The organism is Shewanella electrica, assembly GCF_022321485.1.
In the GTDB taxonomy this organism is placed as follows: Bacteria; Pseudomonadota; Gammaproteobacteria; order Enterobacterales; family Shewanellaceae; genus Shewanella; species Shewanella electrica.
This window is the reverse complement of the sequence record NZ_JAKOGG010000012.1, coordinates 1-25,494: the sequence shown is the minus strand read 5'-3', so window position 1 is coordinate 25,494 and position 25,494 is coordinate 1. Positions and strand designations below refer to the sequence as shown.

24 protein-coding genes are annotated in these 25,494 nt (G+C 49.5%); 9 read left to right on the top strand and 15 right to left on the bottom strand.

The annotated features are described in order from the left end of the window. Positions 1-89 precede the first annotated feature (89 nt). Positions 90-812 carry a complement resistance protein TraT gene (locus L9G74_RS14815; protein WP_238897198.1) on the top strand — a complete coding sequence of 241 codons (723 nt, stop codon included), beginning with the start codon at positions 90-92 and terminating at the stop codon, positions 810-812. A gap of 244 nt (positions 813-1,056) precedes the next feature. On the opposite strand, the gene L9G74_RS14810 is transcribed toward L9G74_RS14815, so the two are convergent. The 9 genes from L9G74_RS14810 to gmk form a co-directional block, all read right to left on the bottom strand. After that, positions 1,057-2,430 (bottom strand): AMP-binding protein, encoded by a 1,374-nt coding sequence (locus L9G74_RS14810; protein WP_238897197.1) that lies wholly within the window; start codon positions 2,428-2,430, stop codon positions 1,057-1,059. 258 nt (positions 2,431-2,688) lie between these two features. Beyond that, positions 2,689-3,567 carry a DUF3014 domain-containing protein gene (locus tag L9G74_RS14805; protein ID WP_238897196.1) on the bottom strand — a complete coding sequence of 293 codons (879 nt, stop codon included), beginning with the start codon at positions 3,565-3,567 and terminating at the stop codon, positions 2,689-2,691. A 173-nt stretch (positions 3,568-3,740) separates the two neighbouring features. Beyond that, the gene (recG, locus tag L9G74_RS14800) at positions 3,741-5,816 is read right to left on the bottom strand and encodes an ATP-dependent DNA helicase RecG (protein WP_238897195.1); all 2,076 of its coding nucleotides are present in this window, start codon (positions 5,814-5,816) and stop codon (positions 3,741-3,743) included. A gap of 107 nt (positions 5,817-5,923) precedes the next feature. Further along, on the bottom strand, positions 5,924-6,856 hold the full coding sequence (locus L9G74_RS14795; RefSeq protein ID WP_238897194.1) for a calcium/sodium antiporter: 933 nt from the start codon (positions 6,854-6,856) through the stop codon (positions 5,924-5,926). A gap of 191 nt (positions 6,857-7,047) precedes the next feature. Next, positions 7,048-8,706: an AMP-binding protein gene (locus L9G74_RS14790; protein ID WP_238897193.1), complete on the bottom strand. Its 1,659-nt coding sequence runs from the start codon at positions 8,704-8,706 to the stop codon at positions 7,048-7,050. A gap of 273 nt (positions 8,707-8,979) precedes the next feature. After that, a complete protein-coding gene (locus tag L9G74_RS14785; RefSeq protein WP_238897192.1) occupies positions 8,980-9,363 on the bottom strand; it encodes a RidA family protein in 384 nt (127 codons plus the stop codon). 19 nt (positions 9,364-9,382) lie between these two features. After that, entirely contained in the window at positions 9,383-11,497 is a 2,115-nt protein-coding gene (spoT, locus tag L9G74_RS14780) for a bifunctional GTP diphosphokinase/guanosine-3',5'-bis pyrophosphate 3'-pyrophosphohydrolase (protein WP_238897191.1), read from the bottom strand. A gap of 27 nt (positions 11,498-11,524) precedes the next feature. Beyond that, positions 11,525-11,812, bottom strand: coding sequence for a DNA-directed RNA polymerase subunit omega (gene rpoZ / locus L9G74_RS14775; protein ID WP_238897190.1), 288 nt, complete (start codon positions 11,810-11,812; stop codon positions 11,525-11,527). 58 nt (positions 11,813-11,870) lie between these two features. Continuing rightward, the gene (gene gmk / locus L9G74_RS14770; protein WP_238897189.1) at positions 11,871-12,494 is read right to left on the bottom strand and encodes a guanylate kinase; all 624 of its coding nucleotides are present in this window, start codon (positions 12,492-12,494) and stop codon (positions 11,871-11,873) included. A gap of 165 nt (positions 12,495-12,659) precedes the next feature. On the opposite strand from gmk, the gene L9G74_RS14765 reads away from it, so the two are divergent. The 3 genes from L9G74_RS14765 (at position 12,660) to L9G74_RS14755 (ending at position 16,415) form a co-directional block, all read left to right on the top strand. After that, complete coding sequence (locus tag L9G74_RS14765; RefSeq protein ID WP_238897188.1) at positions 12,660-13,751, top strand: hypothetical protein; 1,092 nt, start codon at positions 12,660-12,662, stop codon at positions 13,749-13,751. 14 nt (positions 13,752-13,765) lie between these two features. Further along, positions 13,766-14,851 (top strand): phosphotransferase enzyme family protein, encoded by a 1,086-nt coding sequence (locus L9G74_RS14760; RefSeq protein WP_238897187.1) that lies wholly within the window; start codon positions 13,766-13,768, stop codon positions 14,849-14,851. A gap of 190 nt (positions 14,852-15,041) precedes the next feature. Next, positions 15,042-16,415, top strand: coding sequence for an alanine/glycine:cation symporter family protein (locus tag L9G74_RS14755; RefSeq protein ID WP_238897186.1), 1,374 nt, complete (start codon positions 15,042-15,044; stop codon positions 16,413-16,415). A 62-nt stretch (positions 16,416-16,477) separates the two neighbouring features. Here the strand turns inward: L9G74_RS14755 and ccmE are convergent, their stop codons facing one another. From ccmE to ccmA, 5 genes are read right to left on the bottom strand one after another with little or no spacing between them, the layout of a single operon-like run. Continuing rightward, a complete protein-coding gene (ccmE, locus tag L9G74_RS14750; RefSeq protein ID WP_238897185.1) occupies positions 16,478-16,963 on the bottom strand; it encodes a cytochrome c maturation protein CcmE in 486 nt (161 codons plus the stop codon). Then, a complete protein-coding gene (gene ccmD, locus L9G74_RS14745; RefSeq protein ID WP_238897184.1) occupies positions 16,960-17,166 on the bottom strand; it encodes a heme exporter protein CcmD in 207 nt (68 codons plus the stop codon). Before ccmD ends, ccmE begins: the two co-directional genes overlap by 4 nt. Beyond that, positions 17,166-17,909 (bottom strand): heme ABC transporter permease, encoded by a 744-nt coding sequence (locus L9G74_RS14740; RefSeq protein WP_238897183.1) that lies wholly within the window; start codon positions 17,907-17,909, stop codon positions 17,166-17,168. The genes ccmD and L9G74_RS14740 overlap by 1 nt, the downstream gene beginning before the upstream one ends. Position 17,910: 1 nt before the next feature. After that, complete coding sequence (gene ccmB, locus L9G74_RS14735) at positions 17,911-18,597, bottom strand: heme exporter protein CcmB (RefSeq protein ID WP_238897182.1); 687 nt, start codon at positions 18,595-18,597, stop codon at positions 17,911-17,913. A 12-nt stretch (positions 18,598-18,609) separates the two neighbouring features. After that, the gene (gene ccmA / locus L9G74_RS14730) at positions 18,610-19,257 is read right to left on the bottom strand and encodes a cytochrome c biogenesis heme-transporting ATPase CcmA (protein WP_238897181.1); all 648 of its coding nucleotides are present in this window, start codon (positions 19,255-19,257) and stop codon (positions 18,610-18,612) included. A 325-nt stretch (positions 19,258-19,582) separates the two neighbouring features. On the opposite strand from ccmA, the gene L9G74_RS14725 reads away from it, so the two are divergent. After that, positions 19,583-19,891 (top strand): c-type cytochrome, encoded by a 309-nt coding sequence (locus L9G74_RS14725; RefSeq protein WP_238897180.1) that lies wholly within the window; start codon positions 19,583-19,585, stop codon positions 19,889-19,891. A 112-nt stretch (positions 19,892-20,003) separates the two neighbouring features. Here the strand turns inward: L9G74_RS14725 and ccmI are convergent, their stop codons facing one another. Further along, positions 20,004-21,284: a c-type cytochrome biogenesis protein CcmI gene (gene ccmI, locus L9G74_RS14720; protein WP_238897179.1), complete on the bottom strand. Its 1,281-nt coding sequence runs from the start codon at positions 21,282-21,284 to the stop codon at positions 20,004-20,006. 452 nt (positions 21,285-21,736) lie between these two features. Between ccmI and L9G74_RS14715 the strand changes: the two genes are divergently transcribed. The 4 genes from L9G74_RS14715 to L9G74_RS14700 are packed head-to-tail and all read left to right on the top strand — an operon-like array spanning position 21,737 to position 25,364. Continuing rightward, positions 21,737-23,722: a heme lyase CcmF/NrfE family subunit gene (locus L9G74_RS14715; RefSeq protein ID WP_238897178.1), complete on the top strand. Its 1,986-nt coding sequence runs from the start codon at positions 21,737-21,739 to the stop codon at positions 23,720-23,722. An 18-nt stretch (positions 23,723-23,740) separates the two neighbouring features. Then, positions 23,741-24,295, top strand: coding sequence for a DsbE family thiol:disulfide interchange protein (locus L9G74_RS14710; RefSeq protein ID WP_238897177.1), 555 nt, complete (start codon positions 23,741-23,743; stop codon positions 24,293-24,295). A gap of 11 nt (positions 24,296-24,306) precedes the next feature. Then, positions 24,307-24,765 (top strand): heme lyase NrfEFG subunit NrfF, encoded by a 459-nt coding sequence (gene nrfF, locus L9G74_RS14705; protein ID WP_438944578.1) that lies wholly within the window; start codon positions 24,307-24,309, stop codon positions 24,763-24,765. Continuing rightward, positions 24,765-25,364 carry a TlpA family protein disulfide reductase gene (locus L9G74_RS14700; protein ID WP_238897175.1) on the top strand — a complete coding sequence of 200 codons (600 nt, stop codon included), beginning with the start codon at positions 24,765-24,767 and terminating at the stop codon, positions 25,362-25,364. The genes nrfF and L9G74_RS14700 overlap by 1 nt, the downstream gene beginning before the upstream one ends. Positions 25,365-25,494 lie beyond the last annotated feature (130 nt).

Sequence of the window (25,494 nt, the reverse complement as noted above, 5' to 3'; positions counted from 1 at the left end):
ATAATAACGATAGATTTCATTAGCTTTATGTATAAGGCATGTGTATATTTTTGCGGTTAAATTTGTTGAACATGTTTAAAAGGTGCGAAATGAAGGGAATCTTCTTTGTAATTGTGTGTTGTTCAGTGCTGCTGTTGAGTGGTTGTGGGGCAACTCATACTTTGATTACTAAGCGTAATCTTGAAGTGCAAACTAAAATGAGTGAAACAGTTTTTCTTGATCCTGTGGATAGCAGTAAAAAAACCGTTTTCGTTCAAATTCGTAATACTTCTGATAAACCTGGTTTGTCGGTCGAGCCTCAAATCATCGCTGCGGTTCAGCAACGTGGTTATAAAGTTGTGACCGACCCAGAACAAGCGCATTATCTGTTGCAAGCAAACGTGCTGCAAGTTGGTAAAAGTAACCTGCGTGAAGCTGAAAACATGCTGCAAAGTGGTTTTGGTAGCGCAGCAGTTGGCGCCGTTGCTGGTGCGCAGTTTGGTAGTGGCCACGGTTCTGTAGCAACAGGTTTAGCGGGTGCCGCTTTGGGATTAATTGGTGATGCATTCGTAGAAGATGTGTATTTCTCAATGGTGACTGACTTACAGATTTCAGAACGCGCGAAAGCAGGTGTTGTGGTAACTGAAGCGGTTGACTCAAAATTGAAGCAAGGTACTAGCGGCTATAAAAATGTCTCGTCAACAGAAGAGACAAATTGGAAACGTTATCAGACTCGCATCCTGTCTTCTGCTAACAAAGTGAACTTAGAGTTTGAAGAAGCTCAGCCTGTTTTAATTAAAGGTGTAGTTCAATCTATCAGTGGAATGCTGTAAGTCTAATTGATAGTTAAAGCTCATTCTGCAAATGCTCAGAATGAGCTTCTGCATAAGTAAATAAAGAACTATTTTTACCCATCTTATTTTATCTAGTTTGATTCTGGTTTATCGTAAACCAGTGCGGGACATTCCTTGTTTATTTGAAAAGTCTAATAAATACTCTTTACTAATAAGCGCTGACTCATACGTCCTCCTCGTCATTAGTCTTTGCGCCAAAACCTGCATTCACCTATTTAGAACACTAGTCTTGGGAAAATAGTTTTTCTATTTCGGCCATGGCTATTTTCCCCTGCGCTGTTTGTGGTAGTTGGGCTACATAACGCCAGCGTTTTGGTAAGGTATCCTGCTCAAATTGACTGGATAAATGCAGTTGTAAGGCTGCGTTTATCGCGGGTTTACCGTTCGCTTGTAGTTGTTGTTTGCCAGCGGCGGATAATTCTATCGCAGCCCCCAATTGCTGTTTGGTTTCGGGCCGCACCACTAAAAAGCAGTTCGCTACCCACGCATGTTGTCTAAGCAAGCTTTCCATCTGTTCCAACGATAAGCGCTTTTCCTGAATTTTTACTACCCGGTCCAGCCGTCCTTCCAAACGAAACAGACTGTCACCAAGTAAGGATATGCTGTCATCAACACGCAGAGTTTGGTTATCGGCTAAAAATGGTGAGGTTAGTATCAGTGCATTGTCAGTATCGCTTTGGGCTATTTGAATCGGTGCGAATGTTTTCCATAGCGTTTCACTACTGTGTTGACGGCGATAAGCAATAGCGCCAGTTTCGGTACTACCATAAACCTCAACGGGTAAACTGCCGAAACATTGGCGTACCCCCATTGCTGCTTCTAATTTCAAGGGAGCTCCAGAACTAAAAATAATGCTAGGACAGTTAGGCTGACGCTCACCACTCAGTACTGCTGGCATGCGTGATAGTTGGGCGGGGCTGCTAACCAAACACAGTTTTGGAAATAACGCAGTATAGTAACCTATGGTTTCTGGGGTTTCTACGGTATCGCTTAAGAAAGGACGACTTGCCGCCAGTGGCCACAATATTTTAAACAACAATCCGTAGATATGTTGATGGCTAACCGTAGCGATGACACCACAGTGGGGCAAATGTTTGGCAAAAGTTTGTTCTAAAACTGTAATTTCGTTATCTAGCTGAGTAACGTTTTTGCGGACAGCTTTTGCTTGTCCTGTTGAACCGGAAGTAAATAGAATCAATTCGCCGTATTCGCAGTCATCAGGCAAGGTCGGCCAGCCGTCACTGGCTTGGTTAATTTCTCGAGTGAGTGGTAGGTAGTTGTTTTGCTGTTTGATTGGCAACTCAGACAATACGCCGTCAAATTCCTGTTCGAGTTTGGCTAATGTGCCCGGCTGAGTATTAGCTGGCAAGATGAGTTCTTTCCCTGCCAATAACCCCGCACACAAGCCGATGGCAAACAGATCACTGGCTTCTGCGGTAAGCAGCCAACGTTGCGCTTGATGGCTAAGTAGTTGTTGGTGAAGCTGGCTTACTTGCTGGATGAAACGCCCGCCGGTGGTAATATCGTGGTGGTTAAAGCTAATCAATTGCTGGGCCAAAGGCCCTTGTGCCAACCAGTTTTTGAGTAACTGTGTCATAACCGTCTCTCACTATGCTCGCCTAGCGCGATAAGTCATTTACTGTACCTAATGCGGTAAGCTAAATGTACTGTTTTCCATTGCTTAGATTAGCGAATGATAAACGCTGGACTGGCAGTGTTTGTGATTCTGTTGGTATTTAGTGGAAGCATCGCCAGAACGTAGATGTAGATGAGCCGATAAAATAAAGGCGTTTGGTTAATTATGCCATTACATTTTGGCTACCAAACGCCTGATTTTTAGTATGTAAGATGGCGATTAGTTCAACTGCTCAGAAAGGCGGCGGATTACGCGTTTTACTTTACGGGTGTTATCTGGCCCCATGCGTACCATCAATTTTTGTGCGTTGGGCAGCGTTTCTAATTTCGGATCGACAAAGCGATAGTTAACGCTGATGGAGTACAGTTCAATCGGCTGGTCGATAACCGGCGCCGCTAAAATCTCTTTAAACGCCTGCTGCAGACGGTCATTGAATTTGGTATCTGGATAGCCCAACTCAGCAAAGGCTTGCTCTAACAGCGGCGACATACGCTGATAAGTGGCCACTAACTGCTCATCATTCAAGCCAGAGAGAAAGTCGGCATAGATATCGTAACGATGGTAACTATCGGGATTGAGATAGGTTTTATTGGTGATATCGGTTACGGTGAAGCTCTGCGCCGGTGCCTGTAATGGGCTGGTCTTACGCGCGAGCTGGCCTTGGGCAATATTATCCACAAATACCACAAACTGGCGCACCATATCGCTATTATTCAGCAGGTTTTCAATCGCCATACCGTTGGCAATCGCGACCACTTTGTCATGAACGTAACTGTCACTGTTGTTCAGATCTGGTAATGGCTCGACTTTGGCGGGTTCCGCCGTAGGCTGTTCAGGCGCTGTTGTTGTGACTGCTGGCTCTGGGGTTGATTCTGGTTCTGGCACATCGGCTTCGGTGACCAATGGCTGTTCTGGCGCAGGTGCCGGCAGTGGTACTTCTGTGCGCGCTTCTGGCTCTTCATTGGTTTCTTCTGTACTCCAGAAATAATAACCAGCGCCAGCACCAATCAAAATGACGACGACGAGGGCCCAAATCGCGTTGGTTGTGCCGCTACGTTTTTCCTGTGGTGCGATTCTGTCTTCTTCATTGACTTGCATGAGATATCCTTAACGCTTAGAGGTGGCCAGTGACGACACCAAGCCCCATTCTGCAAATATTGCCGATGTTGTCCAGCGTAGCTGCTGGCTGGCAAACGATTTATTTTATTTTTGCGAGTCGCTCTGGCCGATTATGGTTGCATGATATTTAACCATCACTGAACCACTAGCGATCACGCTTGTACATATTGCTGCCGATCACCAAGCCAACGCTCAATAATAGCGTCAACGTTTTCTGGTACTTGCGACATCACATGTACGGCTAACTTTTGAATATGTGGGATCAGTGCCTGATCGCGGACTAAATCTGCCACGCGCATATCGGCCAGACCCGTTTGGCGTGTGCCGAGGACTTCACCGGGACCACGAATTTCTAAATCTTGCTGCGCAATAACAAAGCCATCGTTACTCTCTCGCAAAACCCCCAAACGTTTAGTGGCTGTCTTTGACAATGGGGGCTGATACAGCAAAACACAATGGCTGGCGATGGCTCCACGGCCAACGCGGCCGCGTAACTGATGCAACTGCGCCAAACCTAAACGTTCAGGGTTTTCAATAATCATCAAGCTGGCGTTGGGCACGTCCACACCCACTTCAATCACAGTGGTTGCTACCAACAGCTTGAGTTCGCCCTGCTTAAAACTATCCATCACGGCTTGTTTATCGGCGCTTTTCATGCGGCCGTGTACCAAGCCGATGCTCAATTCGGGCAGTGCTTGCTGTAACTCTTGAAAGGTATCTTCCGCCGCTTGGCATTGCAGCACTTCTGATTCATCAATCAAGGTGCACACCCAATATGCCTGACGGCCATCTTCGAGCGCGGCGCGTCTGACTCTGTCGATAATATCTTGCCGCCGCGAGTTGGCAATTGCCACCGTGGTCACTGGTGTACGGCCCGGCGGTAGTTCATCAATAATTGAGGTATCTAAGTCGGCATAAGCGGTCATCGCCAAAGTCCGTGGGATCGGCGTGGCAGTCATGATCAACTGGTGTGGATAAAACCCTTGTTGAATGCCTTTTTCCCGCAAGCCCAAGCGCTGATGCACACCAAAACGGTGTTGTTCGTCGATGATGATTAGCGCCAAACGCTGAAATTGCACCTGCTCTTGGAAGATGGCATGTGTGCCAATCACCATCTGGGCATGGCCGTCGCGAATATCACTCAGTTGTTGCTCACGCGCTTTGCCTTTGAGCTTGCCTGCCAGCCAGCCGACTTTCAGCCCGAGCGGGGTAAACCAGTTGCTGAAGTTAAGTGCGTGCTGCTCGGCTAACAGTTCTGTTGGCGCCATCATCGCTACTTGGTAGCCGTTTTCAATGGCCTGCAATGTTGCCATCGCCGCCACTAAGGTTTTACCGGAGCCAACATCACCCTGCACAAGGCGCATCATCGGATGTGGCTGGCTAAGATCTTGGGTGATATCGGCCACCACCCGTTGTTGGGCACCCGTCGGGGCAAAGGGCAACAATGCTAAAAATGGCGTGAGCAATTGACCTGTGCCCTTGAGGCTCACCGCCTTATCGCGTTCGCTGCGTTGCCGCAGTTTGAGCATGCTGAGGTTGTGCGCTAGCAACTCTTCTTGTACCAAGCGCTGCTGCGCCGGATGCGTGCCTTGCAATAATTGGAACTGATCAACGCTCACCGGTGGCCGATGCATCACGCGGATCGCTTCAGCCAGACTCAGATGATTGGGTTGTAGCGCTGCTGGCAGTAACTCGGTCAGCGCACCTTCTTGCAATAAGCCGAGTGCTTGCTCGGTGAGTTTCATCCAACTGGCTTGGCGCAAACCCTCGGTGGTGGGATATACCGGCGTTAGCGAATCACTCAGCTTAGCTGGTTCATCAGCTTTGAGGATTTTATATTCGGGGTGAATTATCTCAGCGTGCTGGTTGCCGCGGCGGATCTCGCCATACGCGCGAATGCGCGCGCCATTTTGCATACTGTTGCGTTGCGCCGCAGAAAAGTTGAAAAACCGCAGCGATAACGCACCAGTATCATCGCGCACATTGCATACCAACATGCGGCGCCGGCCGTTAACAATTTGCGTGGATTGAATCTCTGCTTCTATGGTGCCGTAATTGCCCAGCTGCAATTCGGCGATAGGATAAATGCGGGTGCGGTCTTCATAGCGCAGCGGCAAATGGAACAGCAGATCCTGTACTGTGTGGATCCCCAACTTTTCGAGTTTCTCTGCCATTTTGGCAGCGACCCCTTTGAGTTGGTTGATGGGAAATTGATCCAGCCGTTGCAAGGTTTGATTACCGAATTACTGTGGATTTATACATATAGTATCAAACCCGACAGCTTTGACAATGGCGTGTTTTTCAACCACTGTCAAAGCGTTAGCCGAAAATACGCTTATGCCGCAGCGTGAGTGACCAGATAAGCCATATAACCCAAGTAAGCCGCCAGCAACGCAAAGCCTTCTTTGCGGCCAATACGCATATTGCTCATGGCAAATGGCAGTACCAAAATCGACAGCACTAACATCACGGCAAAATCTAACAAACTAAAGCCGGCTGACGAGATGGGATGCACCAGTGCAGTCACACCCAAAATACATAAGATGTTGAAAATGTTTGAGCCAACCACGTTACCAATGGCGATATCACTTTGACCTTTGAGGGCGGCGACCACCGAGGTGACCAACTCTGGCATACTGGTGCCGATGGCGATAATGGTCAAACCGATCACCGCCTCGCTAATGCCAAACATACGGGCTAAGTCTACCGCGCCATCAACAAATAAAATCCCGCCGCCAACGAGACAGCCAATGCCAACCACAATCAATAGCGTGGATAACCACGGATTGCGCGGGCCCGCTTCAATCTCTTCGGCATCTTCATCGCTAGAGATACGGTAGCTGTGCCACAAGAACGCCAGCAGCAGCGCAAACAACACCGCACCATCAATCCAGCCCAGTTGGCCATCCAGCAGTAGCAGTAATAATGCTACTGAGGCTCCAATCATGATCGGAATATCGCGTTTCACCGTTTGCGACTGCACGCCGATAGGACGGATGATAGCGGTTAAGGCCAAGATCAAACCGACGTTGGCAATGTTGGAACCGATAACGTTACCCAGCGCAATGCCGGAGTTACCAGACAACGCGGATTTAACGCTTACGGCTAATTCCGGGGCACTGGTACCAAAGGCGACGATGGTTAACCCAATCACTAATGGGGTAACACCTAAACGCAGTGCAATGGCACTGGCGCCACGTACTAAGGCTTCCGCACCAGCGGTAAGAATCACAAAACCACCAATAATGGCGAGAACAATAAAGGTCATAACGTGTTCCACAAGTCTGACTAGGCTTGATGAGTCCAACGATGTCGTTATGCAAACAACATGTTAGGCATTTTAAGTGGGCTATTGTGACATATACTGTCAAAAAGATCCCAACTGTGTTGGGATCTTTTTACTTGGTAGGGCAGCTATATGAGGCGAAGGCACTAAAACACCTCCGCGGGTCATTAAGGTTAGAGTTCATCCTCCCAAACCACGCGGTTACCGCGCAGGCCATCGAGCCGGTCGATATAGGCTTTCTCTAGCACGTGACGTTTGATTTTTAGGGTCGGTGTCAGCACATCGTTTTCAATGGTCCAAGGCTCCGTCACCACCACAATGGCATCCACGGTGGCGTGTGATTCGAGATGCGGGTTAACGCTATCAAGCGTTTCTTTGAGCGACAATCGCACCTCTTCACGTGCTTGTAGCGCTGCGCCTTCAGCGAGCTGCACTAAGGCAATCGGATGCGGTAAGCCCGTACCAATGACACAAATTAACTCGGCGTGTGGATCTTGCGCTAACTTGCGCTCAATCGGCACCGGTGCCACATACTTGCCTTTGGCGGTTTTAAAATTGTCTTTTACGCGGCCGGTGATGCTGACGTAGCCTTCATCATCGACGCTGCATAAGTCGCCGGTTTTAAAATAACCTTCGGCATCAAAGGCGGCGGCGGTCGCTTCGGGCGCTTGATAATACTCGCGCATCAGGCTGGGGCTTTTGACCAGCAACTCTCCTTCTGGCGATTGCTTAATTTGACAACCGACAATCGGTTTGCCGACGGTGCCAATTTTATCGGGGTTGAATGGATGGTTGATGATCGAATAGGCGCAGTTTTCGGTCATGCCCCACGCTTCGCAAATATTGAGGCCGATGCTGTGATACCAATGCACCAACGATGGTGGGATGGGTGCCGAACCGGACCCGAGTAGCCGCGCTTTATCTAATCCTAAGCCTTTATGAATCTTGCGTTTCACCAGCCAGCCGAGCAATGGAATACTCAGCAAGGTTTGCAGCTTTTTGTAACTGCCCACTTTGTCGATAATATTTTTCTGGAACAGCGTCCACAGCCGTGGCACGGAGAAAAATACCGTCGGCTGCATGCGCTGCACATCGGCAACAAAGGTCTCTAAGCTTTCGACAAACGCCACCGCGCAACCGGCATAAAATGAGGAGCCTTCAATCGCCACCCGTTCGGTAATGTGTGCCAGCGGTAGGTAGGATAGCAGTCGGTCATGGCCATCGGCCTTAAGATCGCGCACTACCGCATTACACGTCCAACTGTAGGCACCAAAGGTTTGTACCGCGCCTTTAGGTTTGCCAGTGGAGCCAGAGGTGTAGATCAAGGTCATCACCTGATCTTCGGTCGGCGACACAGGCTCTAACAGCGGTTGACCGAGATTGAGTAGTTGCAACCATTGATATTGCGCCGGCATGGTGTCGTAAGGCAAAGCTAGCCGCAGAATATCGCCGCCCACGCCGGGTTCTTGATCGGGCCAATGGTCGAGTTTGCCGACAAAAATCGCTTTGGCACCGCTGTGTTCAATCACGTAGCGAATGGTGTCGATATTGGCGGTAGGGTAAATAGGCACGCTGATATAGCCGCCGTACATTAAGGCCAAATCCGTGATAAACCATTCGGCGCAGTTTTTTGACAGCAGCGCAATTTTATCCCCAGGCACAAAGCCTAGATGCCGCAGCGCGCCAGTAATTTGCTGCACCGCCTGTTGCACCTGTCGCCAAGTGTAATCTTGGTAGTGCCCTTTAATGGGTTGTCGCAGGTAGATCTCGTCACCCTGTGTGGTGGCCCATTGATTCAACATATCAACCGGACTGCGGTAGCTCGTTGTCATCGGGGTTCCCCTTATAGTCTAGTTATCATGAGTGTTATCGAGTCACTGCCGTGGTCCCCCAAAATCACCCAGCAGGCCAAGAACTTTCTGTTTTTTATCGACAAAAAGTCACCATTAAGTATGGAGTGGGGCTGATAGTGCTGCAAATTATTTACCGTGTTGCGCTCTAGTAAATTAGTGGAATATGCGGTACTAGGCTTTTAGGAAAGAGAGGAAAATTAGCAATAAAAAAGAGCGCCTTAGCGCTCTTAAATGAAGTTTGTGTGTTGTGTATTACAGAGCAGCAATCGCGTCCATTTCCACTTGCACATCTTTGGGCAGTTGTTTCACACCAATGGCGGCACGGGCAGGATAAGGCGCGGTGAAATAGCGGCCCATCACTTCGTTCACTTTGGCAAAGTTGGCCAAATCCGTCATGTAGATATTGAGTTTGACGATGTCTGACAGTTGACCGCCAGCGGCTTCACATACCGATTTCAAGTTCTCAAACACTTGCACCACTTGGGTTTCAAAATCTTCGCCAGCAACTTCCATGGTGGCAGGAACCAACGGGATTTGACCTGACAAATACAAGGTTGAATCTACCTGCACTGCTTGTGAGTAAGTGCCGATAGCGGCTGGTGCTTTGTCAGTTGCGATAATCTTTTTTGTTGCCATTACGCCAATTTCCTTATGTTTAGCGGTTACGCGAGGTACGCAGCACTTCAGGCAGTACCCGAATACGGCGCATCACGTTAGCCAAATGTACCCGATCGCGTACGGTGATGCGCAGGTGGATCAAATACACTCTGCCATCGCGCTCTTCGGTACTGATGTTAGAAATATTGGAACCTTCCGCCGCAATAATGCTGGTGATCTTCGCCAGTGCGCCTTGGTGGTTAACAATCTCAATACGCAGGTTGGCTTGGTATTCGGCACCTTCGACTGCATCCCATTGCACGGGGATATACTTGTCTGGCTCGGACTGGTAACCGCGAATGTTAGCGCAGTTTTCCATATGTACCACGAGGCCTTTACCTGGGCTGACGTAGGCGACTACCGCATCGCCCGGAATTGGACGGCAGCAGTTACCAAAGGTGACCAACATGCCTTCAGCGCCGCGAATAGGCATCAGTTTACTGTCATCATCGCCACCACCACGATTCGGATCGATGCTTTCACCTTTCAGGCGCTGTGCAATCAACAAGCCCATGGCGTTGCCGAGGCCGATATCGGTCAGCAACTCATTAAAGTTGTTGTGTTTGGTGTCTTTCACCACTTTGGCTATTTGCGCTTCGGTAAAGCTTTCCAGCTTAGTATCACCCAGCGCGTGGTTGAGCAGGCGTTTACCCAGTGCAATCGCTTCATCCTGCTTGAGGAATTTCAGCACTTGGCGGATTTTGGCGCGGGCTTTACCGGTCACGACAAAGTTGAGCCACGCGGCATTCGGCTTGGCGCCTTTGGCGGTGATGATCTCCACGGTTTGACCGGAGATCAACGGTTGGCTCAGTGGGTAGGCTTGGCGGTTAACGCGGGCACCGACACAGGTATTGCCGACATCGGTGTGCACTTCGTAAGCAAAGTCCACTGGCGTAGCGCCTACTGGCAATTCAAGAATGCGGCCATCTGGGGTGAAGACGTAGATTTCGTCAGGGAACAGTTCGGTTTTAACGTTCTCGACGAATTCAAATGAAGAAGATGCGCTTTGTTGCAACTCCATCAAGCTTTGCATCCACTTACGGGCGCGCACTTGTGAAGTGGTGGTGCCGCTGGCGGCATCGCCGTTTTTATACATCCAGTGCGCCGCAACCCCTTTGTCGGCCATCTGATCCATATCTTCGGTACGGATCTGCACTTCGACCGGTAAACCGCGCGGGCCAATCAGTGAAGTATGCAGTGATTGATAACCGTTAGTTTTGGGGATAGCGATATAATCTTTAAAACGCAGCGGCCGCGGTTTATACAGGCCGTGCATAATGCCGAGCACGCGATAGCAGGTATCTACCGTGTCGACGATGACGCGAAAGGCATAAATGTCCATCACGTCTTCAAATTTCACCTCTTTAGTACGCATCTTGTTGTAGATGGAGTAGAGGTTTTTCTCACGGCCTTTGACTTTGCAGCCAACGTGATTTTCTTCCAACCGGCCACGAATGGCATTTTCAATCGCTTGGATCAGCTCTTTGCGGTTACCGCTGGCGGTACGTACTACCTCTTTTAACACGCGATAGCGCATCGGATAGTAAGCTTGAAAACCAAGATCTTCCAATTCAGTCTTGATGTTATGGATACCAAGACGGTTAGCAATTGGGGCATAGATTTCGAGGGTTTCGCGGGCGATACGACGACGTTTGTCGGGACGCAGAGCACCAAGGGTGCGCATGTTGTGGGTGCGGTCGGCCAGCTTGATGAGAATGACGCGAATATCTTGCGTCATCGCCAGCATCATTTTGCGAAAGTTTTCCGCTTGCGCTTCTTTCTTGTCGCGGAATTTGAGCTTATCAAGCTTAGAGACACCTTCAACCAGCAAGGCCACCGATTCACCAAACAGGTTGGCGAGGTCTTCTTGGGTGACATGGGTGTCTTCAATGGTATCGTGCAGCAGCGCCGCCATTAGCGTCTCATGGTCGAGACGCATATCAGCTAAAATATGCGCTACTGCTACCGGATGGGTAATATAGGGTTCGCCACTAGTTCGCATCTGCCCTTCATGAGCGTCACGCGCTATCTGATAGGCCTGCTTGAGTAGTTCAACCTGTTCCGGCGCTAGATAGGCGGTAGCGGCTTCTCTCAGACCTTCAAATAGATACAACTGGTGGTACTCCCGATATTGTTAACCTTACAGAGAAGAAGAGTTGTGGCCTTCAGCGATCGCAGCAACTGCAGCAATTTCAGCAGCTTCGCGTTCACGTACGCTTTGGCGCTCGTCAGCTTCTAATGTTTGGGCGTTAACCAAGCCTTGTTCAATTTCACGCAGAGCAATCACAGTAGGCTTGTCGTTTTCTTCTTCAACCAGCGGGTCTTTGCCTTGAACAGCAATTTGACGTGCACGACGTGCCGCAACCATGATCATGTCAAAACGGTTGCCGATCTGCTTTACGGCGTCTTCTACAGTTACGCGAGCCATGTGTTGGAACTCCAGTGTGTTCGATGAAAAAATGACGCAAAAGTGTACACGATGACTGTCACTCTGCCAATAGACCCTTAAGCATATCACTGTGGGTGATTGTTTGACTAGCTTGAGTCAGTCGTTGGCTGCGAATAATCGCGAGTAGATCAGCTTGTGCTTGTGCAAAATCGTCATTAACGATGATGAAATCATATTCATGATAGTGCGACATTTCAGAAACTGCTTTGGCCATGCGCCCTGCAATCACCTCGTCGCTATCTTGTCCGCGGCCGGTGAGGCGGCGTTGCAGCTCGTCGCGCGATGGCGGCAGAATAAATACGCCAATCGCTTCCGGCATCTGCTGCTTAATCTGTTGTGCGCCTTGCCAATCGATATCAAGGAACACATCAATCCCTTGTGCCAAAGTCTGTTCTATCACAGTACGTGACGTGCCGTAGTAATTACCGAACACTTCTGCCCATTCAAAAAAGGCCTGTTCAGCTATGAGCTGTTTAAATTGCTCTACCGAGACAAAGTGATAGTGTTGGCCGTCAACTTCTCCCGGACGTGGTTGCCGCGTGGTGTGCGATACCGACACCTGCATGTCTGCGGGTTTATCTGCTAATAATGCGGCGATCAGCGATGATTTACCTGCGCCACTAGGCGCGGAGACAATAAACAGATTTCCACGGGTTGTCATAGTTACTCAATCTACTGTGACGGCCAAGTTCGGCCAAGGACTAAAAATAGGGGCGATATTATAGAGCGCTGTGCAATAGTGCGCCAGTACCGCTGACAATTGTGTGCAAATTCGATAGGCTTGCGCCAGTAAATTATCGATTCGGGGCGTCACAGAGAGGATATTGTGTTACTGAGATCACTTATCTGCTTGCGAGGATACGACCAAGGGCTACGCCATTTGGCGATCAGCATGGCGGTTTATCTATTGATTCTGCTGCTGTGGGGGCTAACAACCAGTGGCGGTTTTGCTGCGATAGTGGCATTAGCACTGTTGCCGATTTTGTTGGCAACCGCATGGCGCCGCGTGCGTGATGCTGGGCGCCCACCGTTGATGGCCTTGGTCGCCTTGCTGCCTTGGCTACTCATTTTGTCGGCCACATTAACGATGTCGACTGGCCCAGTGCTTTATTGCGCATTGGTTTTAGCGCTGGTGCTGCATTTAGGTTTTGCGTTTTTGCCAAATGTGCAGGCCAAAGGTGCGCGGGTGCAACGGCGTTATGTGCAGGGCTACAGCGGCCCGGTGCCATTAACCGTGGCGAAAACTACCCAAAGGGTGGAACCCACCATCGGCGGCGCGGCGGCGGTCAGTCATGATGACTCTGCGTTGGATGACGATGATGCGCCAGCATTTGAGCGGCTCAATAGCGCTTATCAAAGTGATAACAGCGTGGCCGAATTACGGCAGAATCTCAGTGCACTGTGGCAGTGGTTAGTACGCCACTACCGCTTGGTAGCGATTGCTGCTGTCGTGGTACTGCTGTGCATTGGTATCAGCAGTTGGTGGTTATCCGCCGACAGCGATGAGCCAGCGGTGGCAACTGAGGACGTTGCAGCAACGACGGATAACAATCAAACCGCGCGAGAAATAGTCAAATTGCCGGATCATTTCAGTCTGATATTGCAAGGCGATCAGCTCATCATGCAGTGGCTGGGCGACACGATGACGCCGGGCAATATGTGGGATCTCGCCAGCGCCAGTGGCGATAAACGTTGCGCCAATATGGCATTTAACGACGGCAGCCGCTATCGGCCGATGCAGGTCAACATTGTGGCTAACGGTGCCGTTGAAGCCAATTTTAGCCCGCTTGATACCCGTCAAATCGTTAATGATGTGGCGATGCGCGGCAGTTTTTCGCTGTGTGGCTATGATTTTAGCCTCAAAGGTAGCCAAGCAGCATTACAAGCGAATAGCCAATTTAGTCGCTTGCTCAATTAGGATAAAAATCATCAATGCAGATGGATGTTAATGGCATCAAACAGCATGTTTTGCCGCACTATTTGACGGCAGCAGAGCTGGACCATGTCAGTTTAACTGTGGCTCCGTTGGGGAACGGCCACATCAATAGCACTTGGTTAGTGAGTAGTAACCAGCGCCGCTTTGTCCTGCAACAGCTCAACACTCAAGTGTTTACCGCGCCGTGGTCGGTGGTGGAAAACGCGATGGTGATTGCCAATTTTTTGCAGCAACAAACGGATAACTATGCACTGTTGCTCACCTATCCAGTATTAACGTTAACTGGGCAGTTGGCCGTGGACGACCGCCAACATGGCTTCTGGCGCGCCATCTCATTTGTGGAAAACAGCCACAGCATTGAGAAGATGCACACCACGGCACAAGCGCAGCAAACTGCTTATGCGTTTGGCAGTTTTGCCGCGGCGCTGGGGCAGTTAGATGCCACCTTATTGCAGCAAACCATTACTGATTTTCGCCATTTAGCGGCGCGGATGACGCGGTTGCAGCAACTGGCAGCAGAAGATCCATTACAGCGGCGACAACACTGTCAGCCGTGGTTGGACTTTGCCGTTAGCCAACGCGCGTTGCTCGATGACGTAGCGCAGATGGAAGCGCAGTTGCCGCTACGGATCTGCCACAACGACACCAAAATTAATAACCTGCTGTTTGACGATGATAACCAACCAATGGCGGTGGTCGATCTCGATACCTGCATGCCGGGCTATTTGATGTATGACTTTGGCGACATGGTGCGCAGCTGTTGTGCGTCCGTTGCCGAAGATGCGACACAACTGGCCGACATTGACGTGCTGCCGGAGTATTTCGCCGCCATCAGCCAAGGTTGGTTGCAAGCGTTAGCGCCAGTGATGACGCCACTAGAGCGCGAAAGTTTGTGGCTGGGGGTGAAGGTCGTCACGCTAATGCTCGCTATTCGCTTCTTAACCGATTACCTCGACGGCGACCGTTATTTCCGCATTCATCATGCCGGCCATAACTTAGAGCGGGCGATTAATCAGTTCACCTTGTATCAACGTTTTGTGGAACATGAAGCGCAACTCAAGCCACTACTGCAGAGTCAGTGACAGTGCGTATGAGTCGGTGGAGCTGCGGTGCGTATTCACCGCAGACTCGCCGACACATGCTTTATGCCAGAGCTATTTGCCGAGTTTTGACTGGTTGAGCGCTGAATAAATATGCACTTGGTGTGCAAATAGATTGAATAACTCCGTGTGCTTGTTACTCTATGACGAGATTTAACACGGAGTTAACAGTATGACTTTTGCTGAAGCAACCTCAGCTTTTGCTTCTTATGCTTGGGGCCCCCATATGCTGGTGCTATTGGTGGGCGGCGGGCTTTTCTTTCTGCTCTATTCAGGTTTTGCCCCTTTTCGTTACCTCAAACATGCCATCAATATTTTGCGCGGCAAATATGATGAGCCCAACGCCGAAGGGCAGATCAGCCACTTAGGCGCGTTGTCGAGCGCCATGGCCGGCACCGTCGGCATGGGCAATATCGGCGGTGTCGCGTTGGCGATGGTAGCGGGTGGCCCTGGTGCCATCTTTTGGATGTGGATCAGCGCCATCATCGGTATGGCAACCAAGTTTTTCACCTGTACCTTGGCAATTATGTATCGCGGCCATGATGATCGTGGTGAAGTGCGCGGTGGGCCGATGTATATCATCACCGAAGGGCTGGGCCCCAAGTGGAAACCATTGGCCATCTTCTTTGCGGTGGTCGGCATGATGGGCAACTTTCCACTGTTCAATACCAATCAACTGGTCACCATCGTTAAAGAGTGGTTGGTACTTGGCCCCGAGAAAACCGTGGGCGCAGTTGCGGGCGACCATTTTTGGCTGCAACTCGGCTTAGGCGCCGTCATTATGCTGGTGGTGGGCACGGTTGTGCTGGGCGGAATTACCCGTATCGCGGCGGTGGCCACCAAAGCGGTACCAACGATGATCCTAATCTACGTGAGCTGCGCCATCTATGTGATTGGCTCGCACATCGAACAAGTGCCGTATTATCTAACGCAGATTGTCACCGAAGCTTTCTCGATGCAGTCGGTTGCTGGCGGGGTGTTAGGCACCCTAGTGATCGGGGTAAAACGCGCAGCATTTTCTAATGAGGCGGGTATCGGTACAGAAGTGATGGCGCACGGCAGCGCCAAAACTGCTGAGCCGGTGAAAGAGGGGTTAGTAGCGATGCTCGGTCCAGCGATTGATACGCTGATAGTCTGTACTGCCACGGCGCTGATTATTTTGATTTCTGGCGTGTGGCAGCAAGGCGGCGCCGATGGTATCAGTTTATCTGCCCGTGCGTTTGAAGTGACCATGCCTGGCGTCGGGCCATATCTGTTGCTGCTGTGTGTGGTGTTTTTTGCGATTACCACCATCATCACCCAAGCATTTTATGGCAGTCAGTGTTTTCGATTTCTGTGTGGCAGCCGTTATCTGCCGACTTATCAGTGCTTTTATCTGCTCACTATTCTGTTTGCGGCGACCACGAGCTTAGACAATGTGGTCAATCTGATTGACGGTGCTTATGCGCTGATGGCGATTCCAACCATGGTGTCGGCCGTGTTGCTGGCACCGCGGGTTAAGCAGGCGGCCAAGCGCTATTTCGCCTCATTGGAACATCACCAATAACCGCTGACATCATAACGAAAAAAGCCCCAAACGGGGCTTTTTTAGCATGAAGCGACGCAGTATTAACCGCCCGCTTTTTGCTCTTCGGTATACATCATTTTTTGATGATCTTTACCCATGGCTTCAGCCACTTCAGGTGGCATGTAGTTTTCATCGTGTTTTGCCAGTACTTCAGTCGCTTCCAATTGGCCGGGGCCAGTCAGTACGCCTTGGGCAACCACGCCTTGGCCTTCGCGGAACAGATCTGGCAGCAGGTCGTCATAAGTTACCGTGACTTGACCACCGGCGGCATCATGTACCGCAAAGCTTACGTGCAAACTTTTTGGATCGCGCACTAATGAGCCTTCGGTCACCATGCCGCCGATACGGATACGATCACCCACACTCGGTTTAACGCCAGTATCCACTTTGCCATTCACAATCTCAGATGGGGTGTAGAACAGGTTCAGGTTAGAGTTCAATGCATACAGCAGCAATGAAGCAACTGCGGCAACGCCTACTACGAGGCTGCTGGCTAACACTAATCTTTTCTTGCGTCTTGGGTTCATTCTTTTGCGCTCCGGTGTTGCGCCAAACGTTCTTCACGCTTAGCTTTCGCTGCTATCTCTTTGAGAACTCGCCCTTTGCGAGTCAAAGTCACGCCAATCAAAATCGCCAATGACGCATAAGCCACGCCATAGGACAGCCATACATAGAAGCCGTAGCCTCCCATATGGAAAAAATCAGCCAGTGAGTGAAATTGTGCCTGCATTATTTTGCTCCTTGCGCCAACGCCAATTCTCGCACCCAAGGACGCATGCCATTACGGGCCAACACCTCTGAGCGGAAACGGATCAAACTTAGCGCCGCAATCATCACGCCAAAACCAAGAATATTGATCACCAGTGGAATTAACATGTCTGGTGGCATCGCGGTTTTACCGGTCATTTTGATTGAGCTCTGGTGCAACGAATTCCACCAATCAACCGAATATTTGATAATTGGAATATTAATTACACCTACTATAGATAAAATACCAGCCGCACGTGCCGCTAACACCTTATCTTCGAACGAAGCGTAGAGCGAGATCACACCTAGATAGAGAAACAGCAACACTAACTCAGAAGTTAAGCGTGCATCCCATACCCACCAAGTGCCCCACATAGGTTTGCCCCAAGTAGAACCAGTCACCAAAGCGATGAAAGTGATCACCGCACCGACTGGCGCAATTGAAGCGGCCATCCAATCGGCCATTTTCAACTGCCACACTAAACCGATAAATGCCGCAATTGCCATGGAAACGTATGCCATCATTGACATCGAAGCCGCTGGCACATGGACAAAGATGATGCGATAGCTATCACCTTGCTGATAATCGGTTGGTGAAAATACCATGCCCCAAATCGTGCCGGTTAACAGCATTAGGATGGCAATAACTGAAAGCCAAGGAACAAATTTCCCGGCTAGCCGATAAGCGCGTTGCGGCTCGGCGTAAGGATGCAACCATTTCCACATATTAGTTAGTACTCACACGTAAAGAGGCACCAATAGCAAACGGTGCCAAAACCAAAGAACCGACCAGCAAGGCAGCAATGATTGCTAGCTGACCATCATAAGGTTGATTAGAAGCGGCAAACTCAATTGCCCCAGTAGCAAAAATCAGCACTGGAATATATAGCGGCAAAATCAGCAAACTCAGCAGCACGCCGCCTTTTCTTAAGCCCACAGTGAGTGCTACACCAATAGCACCCAACAAACTCAACACCGGAGTGCCAAGTAATAAGGTCGCAATCAACGCGGGGTAGGCGTTGTCTTCCATATGCAGCAACACGGCCAGCAATGGTGCGATGATGATCAGTGGCAGACCGGTCAGCAGCCAGTGTGCCAGCACTTTTGCTAGCACCAGCAACTGCAACGGCTGCGGGCTTAGCAGCATCTGCTCTAAGCTGCCATCGTTGTAATCTGCTTTGAATAGCCGCTCCAATGACAACATTGATGCCAATAGCGCGGCTACCCAGATCACCCCTGGCGCAATGCGGCTGAGAATTTTGGCTTCAGAGCCAATCCCCAGCGGGAATAGGGTGACCACAATAATAAAGAACAATAATGGGTTAAAAATATCGCCACGGTGGCGTACGGCAATTTTCAAATCCCGCATCAGCAGGGTGAAGAATGCTTGTGTAAAACTAATGCCTCGTTTCATTCGTTCCCTGCTCTATACAAACCGATATTCCAAACGGATTTTGCGTAACCGCTCGTTGGAGATAATGCCCATATCTTGGTGAGTGGTCACTATCACGCAGCCACCGTTATCGGCATGCTGTATAAATAACGCTTCGAGTTCTGCCACGCCGCGTTTATCTATGGCGGTAAATGGTTCGTCAAGAATCCAGATACGGCTATTGGTGTGCCACAAACGCGCTAGTGCGGTGCGACGATGTTGCCCCGCAGACAAATGTCCCGCCAATGCGTCTTCAAAACCAGTCAGATTCACCTTGCTGAGGATGTCGCGCTGATCGAACTCGTTATAACCACTTACGCGCAGATTAAAATAGAGGTTCTCTTCGGCGGTGAGTTCACTTTTTACCCCAGCCAAATGGCCGAGATAGAGTAAATCTTCATTGAACTCGTCGCGGTTACGGCTGATGGAATCGTTGAGATAGCACACATCACCCGCATAAGGACGAGATAACCCCGCTAAAATGCGCAACAGGCTGGTTTTCCCTGCACCGTTAGGGCCTTCGATTTGCACAATATCACCACTGCAAATGTCGAAACTTAGCTCATCAAATAGAATTCGCTCTTCACGAATACAGGTGAGATTTTTTGCCGACAGCAATGTTTCTGAGTCTGGTTTAGTCACTTAACCCTCGATAAAACACGCACTTTAGGAGACGCGATTATCCTAACATAAAGCACCATGGTGGTTTACCAATATGGCTGACGAAGTTTCAGCAATGCGATGTGCTTCCAATAAAATGTAACTTTTGGGAACTTATTATTAAGCCAATAATACATTAGCGCTTTATTAACTTTAAAAGCCTGTGGAACTTGAATAAGTTAAGGTGAGACGTGGGTCACAAAAAGATGAGTTATTAGGCAAATTGTTGTAGCCTGTGCGGGCAATGGAATCGTGCTGCGCTATATCGGCGCCAGCTAAGCAACTCATTTTTAGCTAGGATTTTCCCATGATGAAAAGAACGCTGTTGATGGCTGCAACCGCAGCTAGTCTGTTTACCCTAGGTGCACAAGCGGCTGATGGCGAGGCGGTTTACAACAAGTCTTGCATGTTTTGCCACGCGAGCGGTGTAGGTGGTGCGCCACGCGCTCACGATGAAGCAGCATGGAAATCGCTGATGGATAAAGGTATGCCTGCGATGTTGAAAGCTGTGAAAGAGGGCAAGGGCAATATGCCACCGAACGCCATGTGCGGTTCATGTACTGATGAAGAATTCAAAGAATCCATCGAGTTTATGGCTAAGAAAAAACAAAAATAGGCCAAGGTGTCACGGTGCTGGTTGGGTGCGAATCCTTCCCGAACACATAGTGAGCACCGCTCTACACATAAAAAAACCGGCCGCGGCCGGTTTTTTGTTAGCAACTCAGTTGTTATTGCACTTCATTATCCAACACTAAGTCCGCAGCGGCGCCGACATCAACACTGGCAAGTTTACCTTGCAAGTCACCAGCTTGTGGTTTGAGGTTGCCATGTTTAGACAGTACGGCAATCACTTCCACATTTTTGCTGTCGCTCAATTTCACGCTGCCGCCCATGTTAGTGCTGTCATCTAACACTACCGTCACTGGCAGGGTTTTGGCGCTGATCTTGGTGGCCGCCACTGGCACACTTGGGCCTTCAGTCGGGCGGGCAAACACAAAGATGATATCGTTAGTGTTTACTTTGTCTGCCAGCTCAGGCGATACCGATAGATTGATGGTTACGGTGTTGGCCGTTGCGGTCGCTGCAGCGCCATCTTTTTTGAACTTGGCGTGAGTCGAGTCATTCGGCATGGTGCCGTTGGTCGCTTGCAGACGCATCTTGGCGGAATCGATAGCGTTGATGATGGCGCTGCGGTCTAAATCGTTACGGTCACTTTCGAGAATTTTCTGCCAAGCATCGATCGCTTTCTGATAATCGGCAGTGTAGAACGCATCCATACCAATCAACAGTAAGGTGGATGGATCGTGTGGATCTAACTCTAACGCGCGGTCAATCAGCTGTTGCACGATAGGGATCATCTTTTGACCCGCTTTATAATAGAGTGCGGTGGCTTTAGGACCGAGCAATTCAGCGTGTTCACCTACCAGCGCAATCACTTTATCAAAAGCCGCAATGGCTTGATCGAACTGACCCGCTTGGGTGTAGGCTTGGCCTAAGCTGTACCATGCTTGGCTGTTGTCAGGCTCAGCTTGGGTTTGTTGTTCAAATTTCTGCACCCATAGCATTTGTAGCTGTTCAGGCGACATTCCCGCATGTGGGTTTGAAGGATCAACCGCTGCGGTTGGGTGTTGCATCTCTTGATAAGCACCCAAACGTTGATACATAAAACCGGCAACCACAATGACGGCAACTGACATCAGGCTCGGCCACAATATACTCTTGCGTTTCCCTTCAACATTCAGAGACTCATCTTGGCCCTGTTTAATGTCTTGCAGCAGGCTGATCTCTAACTCTTTCTTCATGGCTTCAAACTCCTGCTGATCGAGCAGGTTTTCGTTGAAGTCTTTTTCTAACGACGCGAGACGTTCGTTGAAGAGTTCGAGGTTAGTTTGTTGACGAACGCCTGATTCGCCGGCTTCTAGCAGTTTTTTCTGCCGAAAATGGGGGATCCAAATCAGTGCTAGGCTGACCAGCACTACAATCGCTATGAAAATCCAGAAGGTAGTCATTGTACACACTTCACTTGGTTGGTGATTGGGCGGACGATTGGATATCGCTTGTTATTGGGCTGGAATTATTACTTAAAGATGTTTCATTGAACAGTAATATAACTCGGGGTCATAAATCCAATCGCCATGTTTGGGCACTGGTTCACAGTTCCTTATTTAAGTTAATAAACGGATGAAACTTCTCCGGGGGCACTCGGTCACAGCCATGAGTTCTGCCCCGCTAAAACCCCTTTGTATATAGGGGTTTCCAGAATGAGAGCCGCGACCCATATTTGACTCAAAGGGGCAGACATGAACAATAGCAAATACTAAAATGAGCAGAAGCTCAATTAAGTTAAGCTAGTTATAAAAGATTTTTACTTTAAAAATTAAAGTGTTGTGTGAGCTATTTAGTCGAGTCGTCAGGAGCCTATTACCTCAATAGCGCTGAAGACTAAACCTGAGGAATAACCATGATCCCAGAACTTGGACATTTTGCACTAATCATCGGATTAGCTTTTGCGGTCTTGCTCGCAATTGTCCCGCTCGTTGGTGTTGCCAAAAAGGACCAGTACTTAGTGCGCTATGCGTGGCCACTTTGCTACGGGATGACCTTCTTTATTACGCTGTCGGTACTGTCGTTAGCTTATAGCTTCGCGGTGGATGACTTCTCTGTTGCCTATGTGGCATCCCACTCTAACTCTGAACTGCCAATCTTCTTCAAAATTGCCGCAGTTTGGGGCGGACACGAAGGTTCTTTGCTGTTCTGGGTGTTCTCTGTTTCTGTATGGAGTGCCGCTGTCGCCTTCTTCAGTAAAGGCTTAGAAGAGGTGATGACCGCTCGGGTGTTGGCGATTCTTGCCATTATCACTATCGGCTTCTCGCTATTCATGTTGCTGACGTCAAGCCCGTTTGAACGCTTGATTCCTGCACCGATGGAAGGCCGTGACCTTAACCCAATGCTGCAAGATGTAGGTTTGATTTTCCATCCGCCGATGTTGTACCTCGGCTATGTGGGTTTCTCTGTACCGTTTGCGTTTGCGATTGCAGCACTGATGAGTGGTCGCTTAGACGCCGCGTGGGCTCGCTGGACTCGTCCTTGGACGCTGGCAGCTTGGATCTTCCTGACTGGCGGTATCGCGCTGGGTTCATGGTGGGCATACTACGAACTGGGCTGGGGCGGCTGGTGGTTCTGGGACCCAGTAGAAAACGCTTCCTTTATGCCATGGTTAGTGGGTACGGCACTGCTGCACTCTTTGATTGTGACTGAAAAACGTAGCGCGTTCCGCAACTGGACCGTACTGCTATCAATCTTCGCCTTCTCATTGAGTCTGCTAGGAACCTTTATTGTACGTTCAGGTGTACTGACCTCAGTGCACTCATTTGCTGCTGACCCAAGCCGTGGTCTGTTTATTCTGCTGCTGTTAGGCATCTCGATTGGCGGCTCATTGGTGCTGTTTGCATTCCGCGCCAGCGACATGAGCAGCCCTGCGCGTTTTGAGCTGTGGTCAAAAGAAACCATGCTGCTTATCTGTAACGTGTTGCTGACCGTTGCCTGCGCCACGGTATTGTTGGGCACCTTATATCCACTGCTGATCGATGCGCTCGGCATGGGGAAAATCTCTGTTGGCCCACCATACTTCAACGCGGTATTTGTGCCGTTAGCGATTACTGCGTTTATTTTCATGGGGATTGGTCCAATCATCCGTTGGAAAAAAGCTAAAGCGGGTGAGCTGAAACGTAAACTGCTGGTACCTGCTATTATCTCTGTTGTGTTTGGTTTAGCGGTACCGTTTATTGCTGGTGGTGAACTGAATCTGTGGGTCGTCTTTGGCATGGGTACCGCAATGTGGGTGTTCTTGTCCACCATTCAAGCGGTACGCACCATTGTTAAAGGTAGCGATGGCACGGTTAAGATGAGCCGCCTTGGCCGTTCACAACTCGGTATGGTGATTGCGCACTTAGGTATTGCTGTTTCTGTGGTTGGCGGCACTATGGTGTCCAATTACTCAGTAGAGAAAAGTGTGCGTATGGGCCCAGGCATTAGCCATGAGCTAGCGGGTTACACCTTTAACTACTTAGAGACCAAAAACATTGCCGGTCCTAACTACACCGCCAAACAAGGGCAAGTGAGTGTGACCAAAGACGGTAAAGAGATTGCGTTGCTGAAACCTGATCGCCGTCAGTACAATGTGCGCACTATGGATATGACCGAAGCTGGCATCGATTGGGGTGTGTTCCGCGATCTGTACGTGACCATGGGCGACCCAGTGAGTAATACCGAGTTTGCGGTACGCCTCAACTACAAACCATTTGTACGCTGGTTGTGGTTTGGTGGTGTGTTTATGATGATTGGCGGGTTGTTTGCTGCCTCAGATAAACGCTACCGTGTAAAAGTCAAAGACGCAGTGGCAGATAAAACCACCGCTGATAAAAAGGCAGACCTTGCTTCTGCATGATTGAATAAAGAGTGAAATATGAAAAAGCTGGTACTTTTTATTCCATTAGTATTGTTCGTGGTGCTGGGGGTCTTTCTCTATAAAGGGTTATATCTTAATCCCAAAGAGTTAGATTCCGCCTTGGAAGGCCGTCCAGTACCAGACTTTAAGTTGGAAAAACTGGAAGACTCGAGTGTTGTCATTACCAACCATGATCTTAAAGGTCAGGTGTATATGATGAATGTATGGGGCACTTGGTGCCCATCATGCAAATACGAACATCCGTACCTGATGAAGATCTCGCGTCAGAATGTGATTCCGATTTATGGCATCAACTATCGTGACGATAGAGATTTGGCCGTACAGGAACTGAATCGCCAAGGCGATCCTTACTCGCTCAATATCTTCGATCACGATGGCCGGCTAGGATTGGACCTTGGCGTGTATGGTGCGCCAGAAAGTTTCTTGGTAGACCATAACGGTATCATCCGCTTCCGTTACGCCGGGCCGATCGATATGCGCGTATGGCAAGAAACCTTGTTTCCGATGATCCAACAGCTCAAACAAGAAGCCATAGAAGGTAAAGCATCATGAAATCACGTCTGATGACGCTGTTGATGAGTGTGGCACTGGTATTTGGTGTTAGCTTGCTGGCTAATGCCACACCAGTGGATACCTATCAATTCAAAAACGAAGCTAACCAAAAGCATGCTATGGAATTAGCTCGCAGCTTGCGTTGTCCACAATGTCAGAACCAAGATATTGTGGATTCCAACTCGCCAGTAGCTAAAGACTTGCGCATGGAAGTCTACCAAATGGTTGATGCAGGCAAGAGCGATAAAGAAATTATCGCATTTATGACCAGCCGCTATGGTGACTTTGTATTGTATAAGCCGCGTCTAGATAGCAAGACCTACATTCTCTGGTTGGGGCCAGTGTTGTTATTGTTATTTGGTGGTCTTATTGCCTTCATCTTTATCCGTAGACAACGTACCAGCGTGGCTGCGGAGGAGATCTCTGCTGAAGATCAGCAGAAGCTGGCCGAACTGTTGAAACGTCAATAATGAAGTGGCCGTGTCTAATTGCAGTCCTCACTGTTGCCTTGTTGCCACTTGTGGCGCAGGCAACAGATGATGTGGCACCATCTTCACACTCGGCGGCCAGTTCCACCGCCGACCGAATTAATGTACTACCTCATGGTTTTCCCCTAAAAACTGTACCGTTCAACGATGCCCAAGGTAATAGCCACGACTTCAACCAATATAAAGGTAAAGTGGTTATCGTTAATATGTGGGCCACTTGGTGTCCTCCTTGCGTACGTGAGTTACCCTCGTTAGACCGTTTTAGCCAAAAGCTAGCGGATGACAATGTGGTGTTAGTTCCCATCTCCATCGATCAAACAGAACAACAGCAAGTGCGCAGTTTCCTCAACGAACAGGGCATGCAGCACTTTAATAGTTTCTACGACCCCCACATGCAACTCAGTGAAATCTTCCCGCTTGATACTATCCCTGCCACTTTCATACTTAGCCCAGAAGGCACACTCGTCGCTTTTGTGCGTAGCTTTGTTGATTGGGATGATCCAAAGGTGGAACAAAAGATCCGTAAACTGATTACGCAACACCAAAAAAGCAGTAATTCAGCGGTGGGAGCGGCTAAATAAGCGCGAAATAACGCCAATTTGACTGAAAAGATCGCTTATTGCTGAAAAGATCAGCAAGCGATCTTTTTTCTTTAAAAAAGGGGTTGCGGAGTTTTTTAAGGTCCCTATAATGCGCACCCACTGACACGGC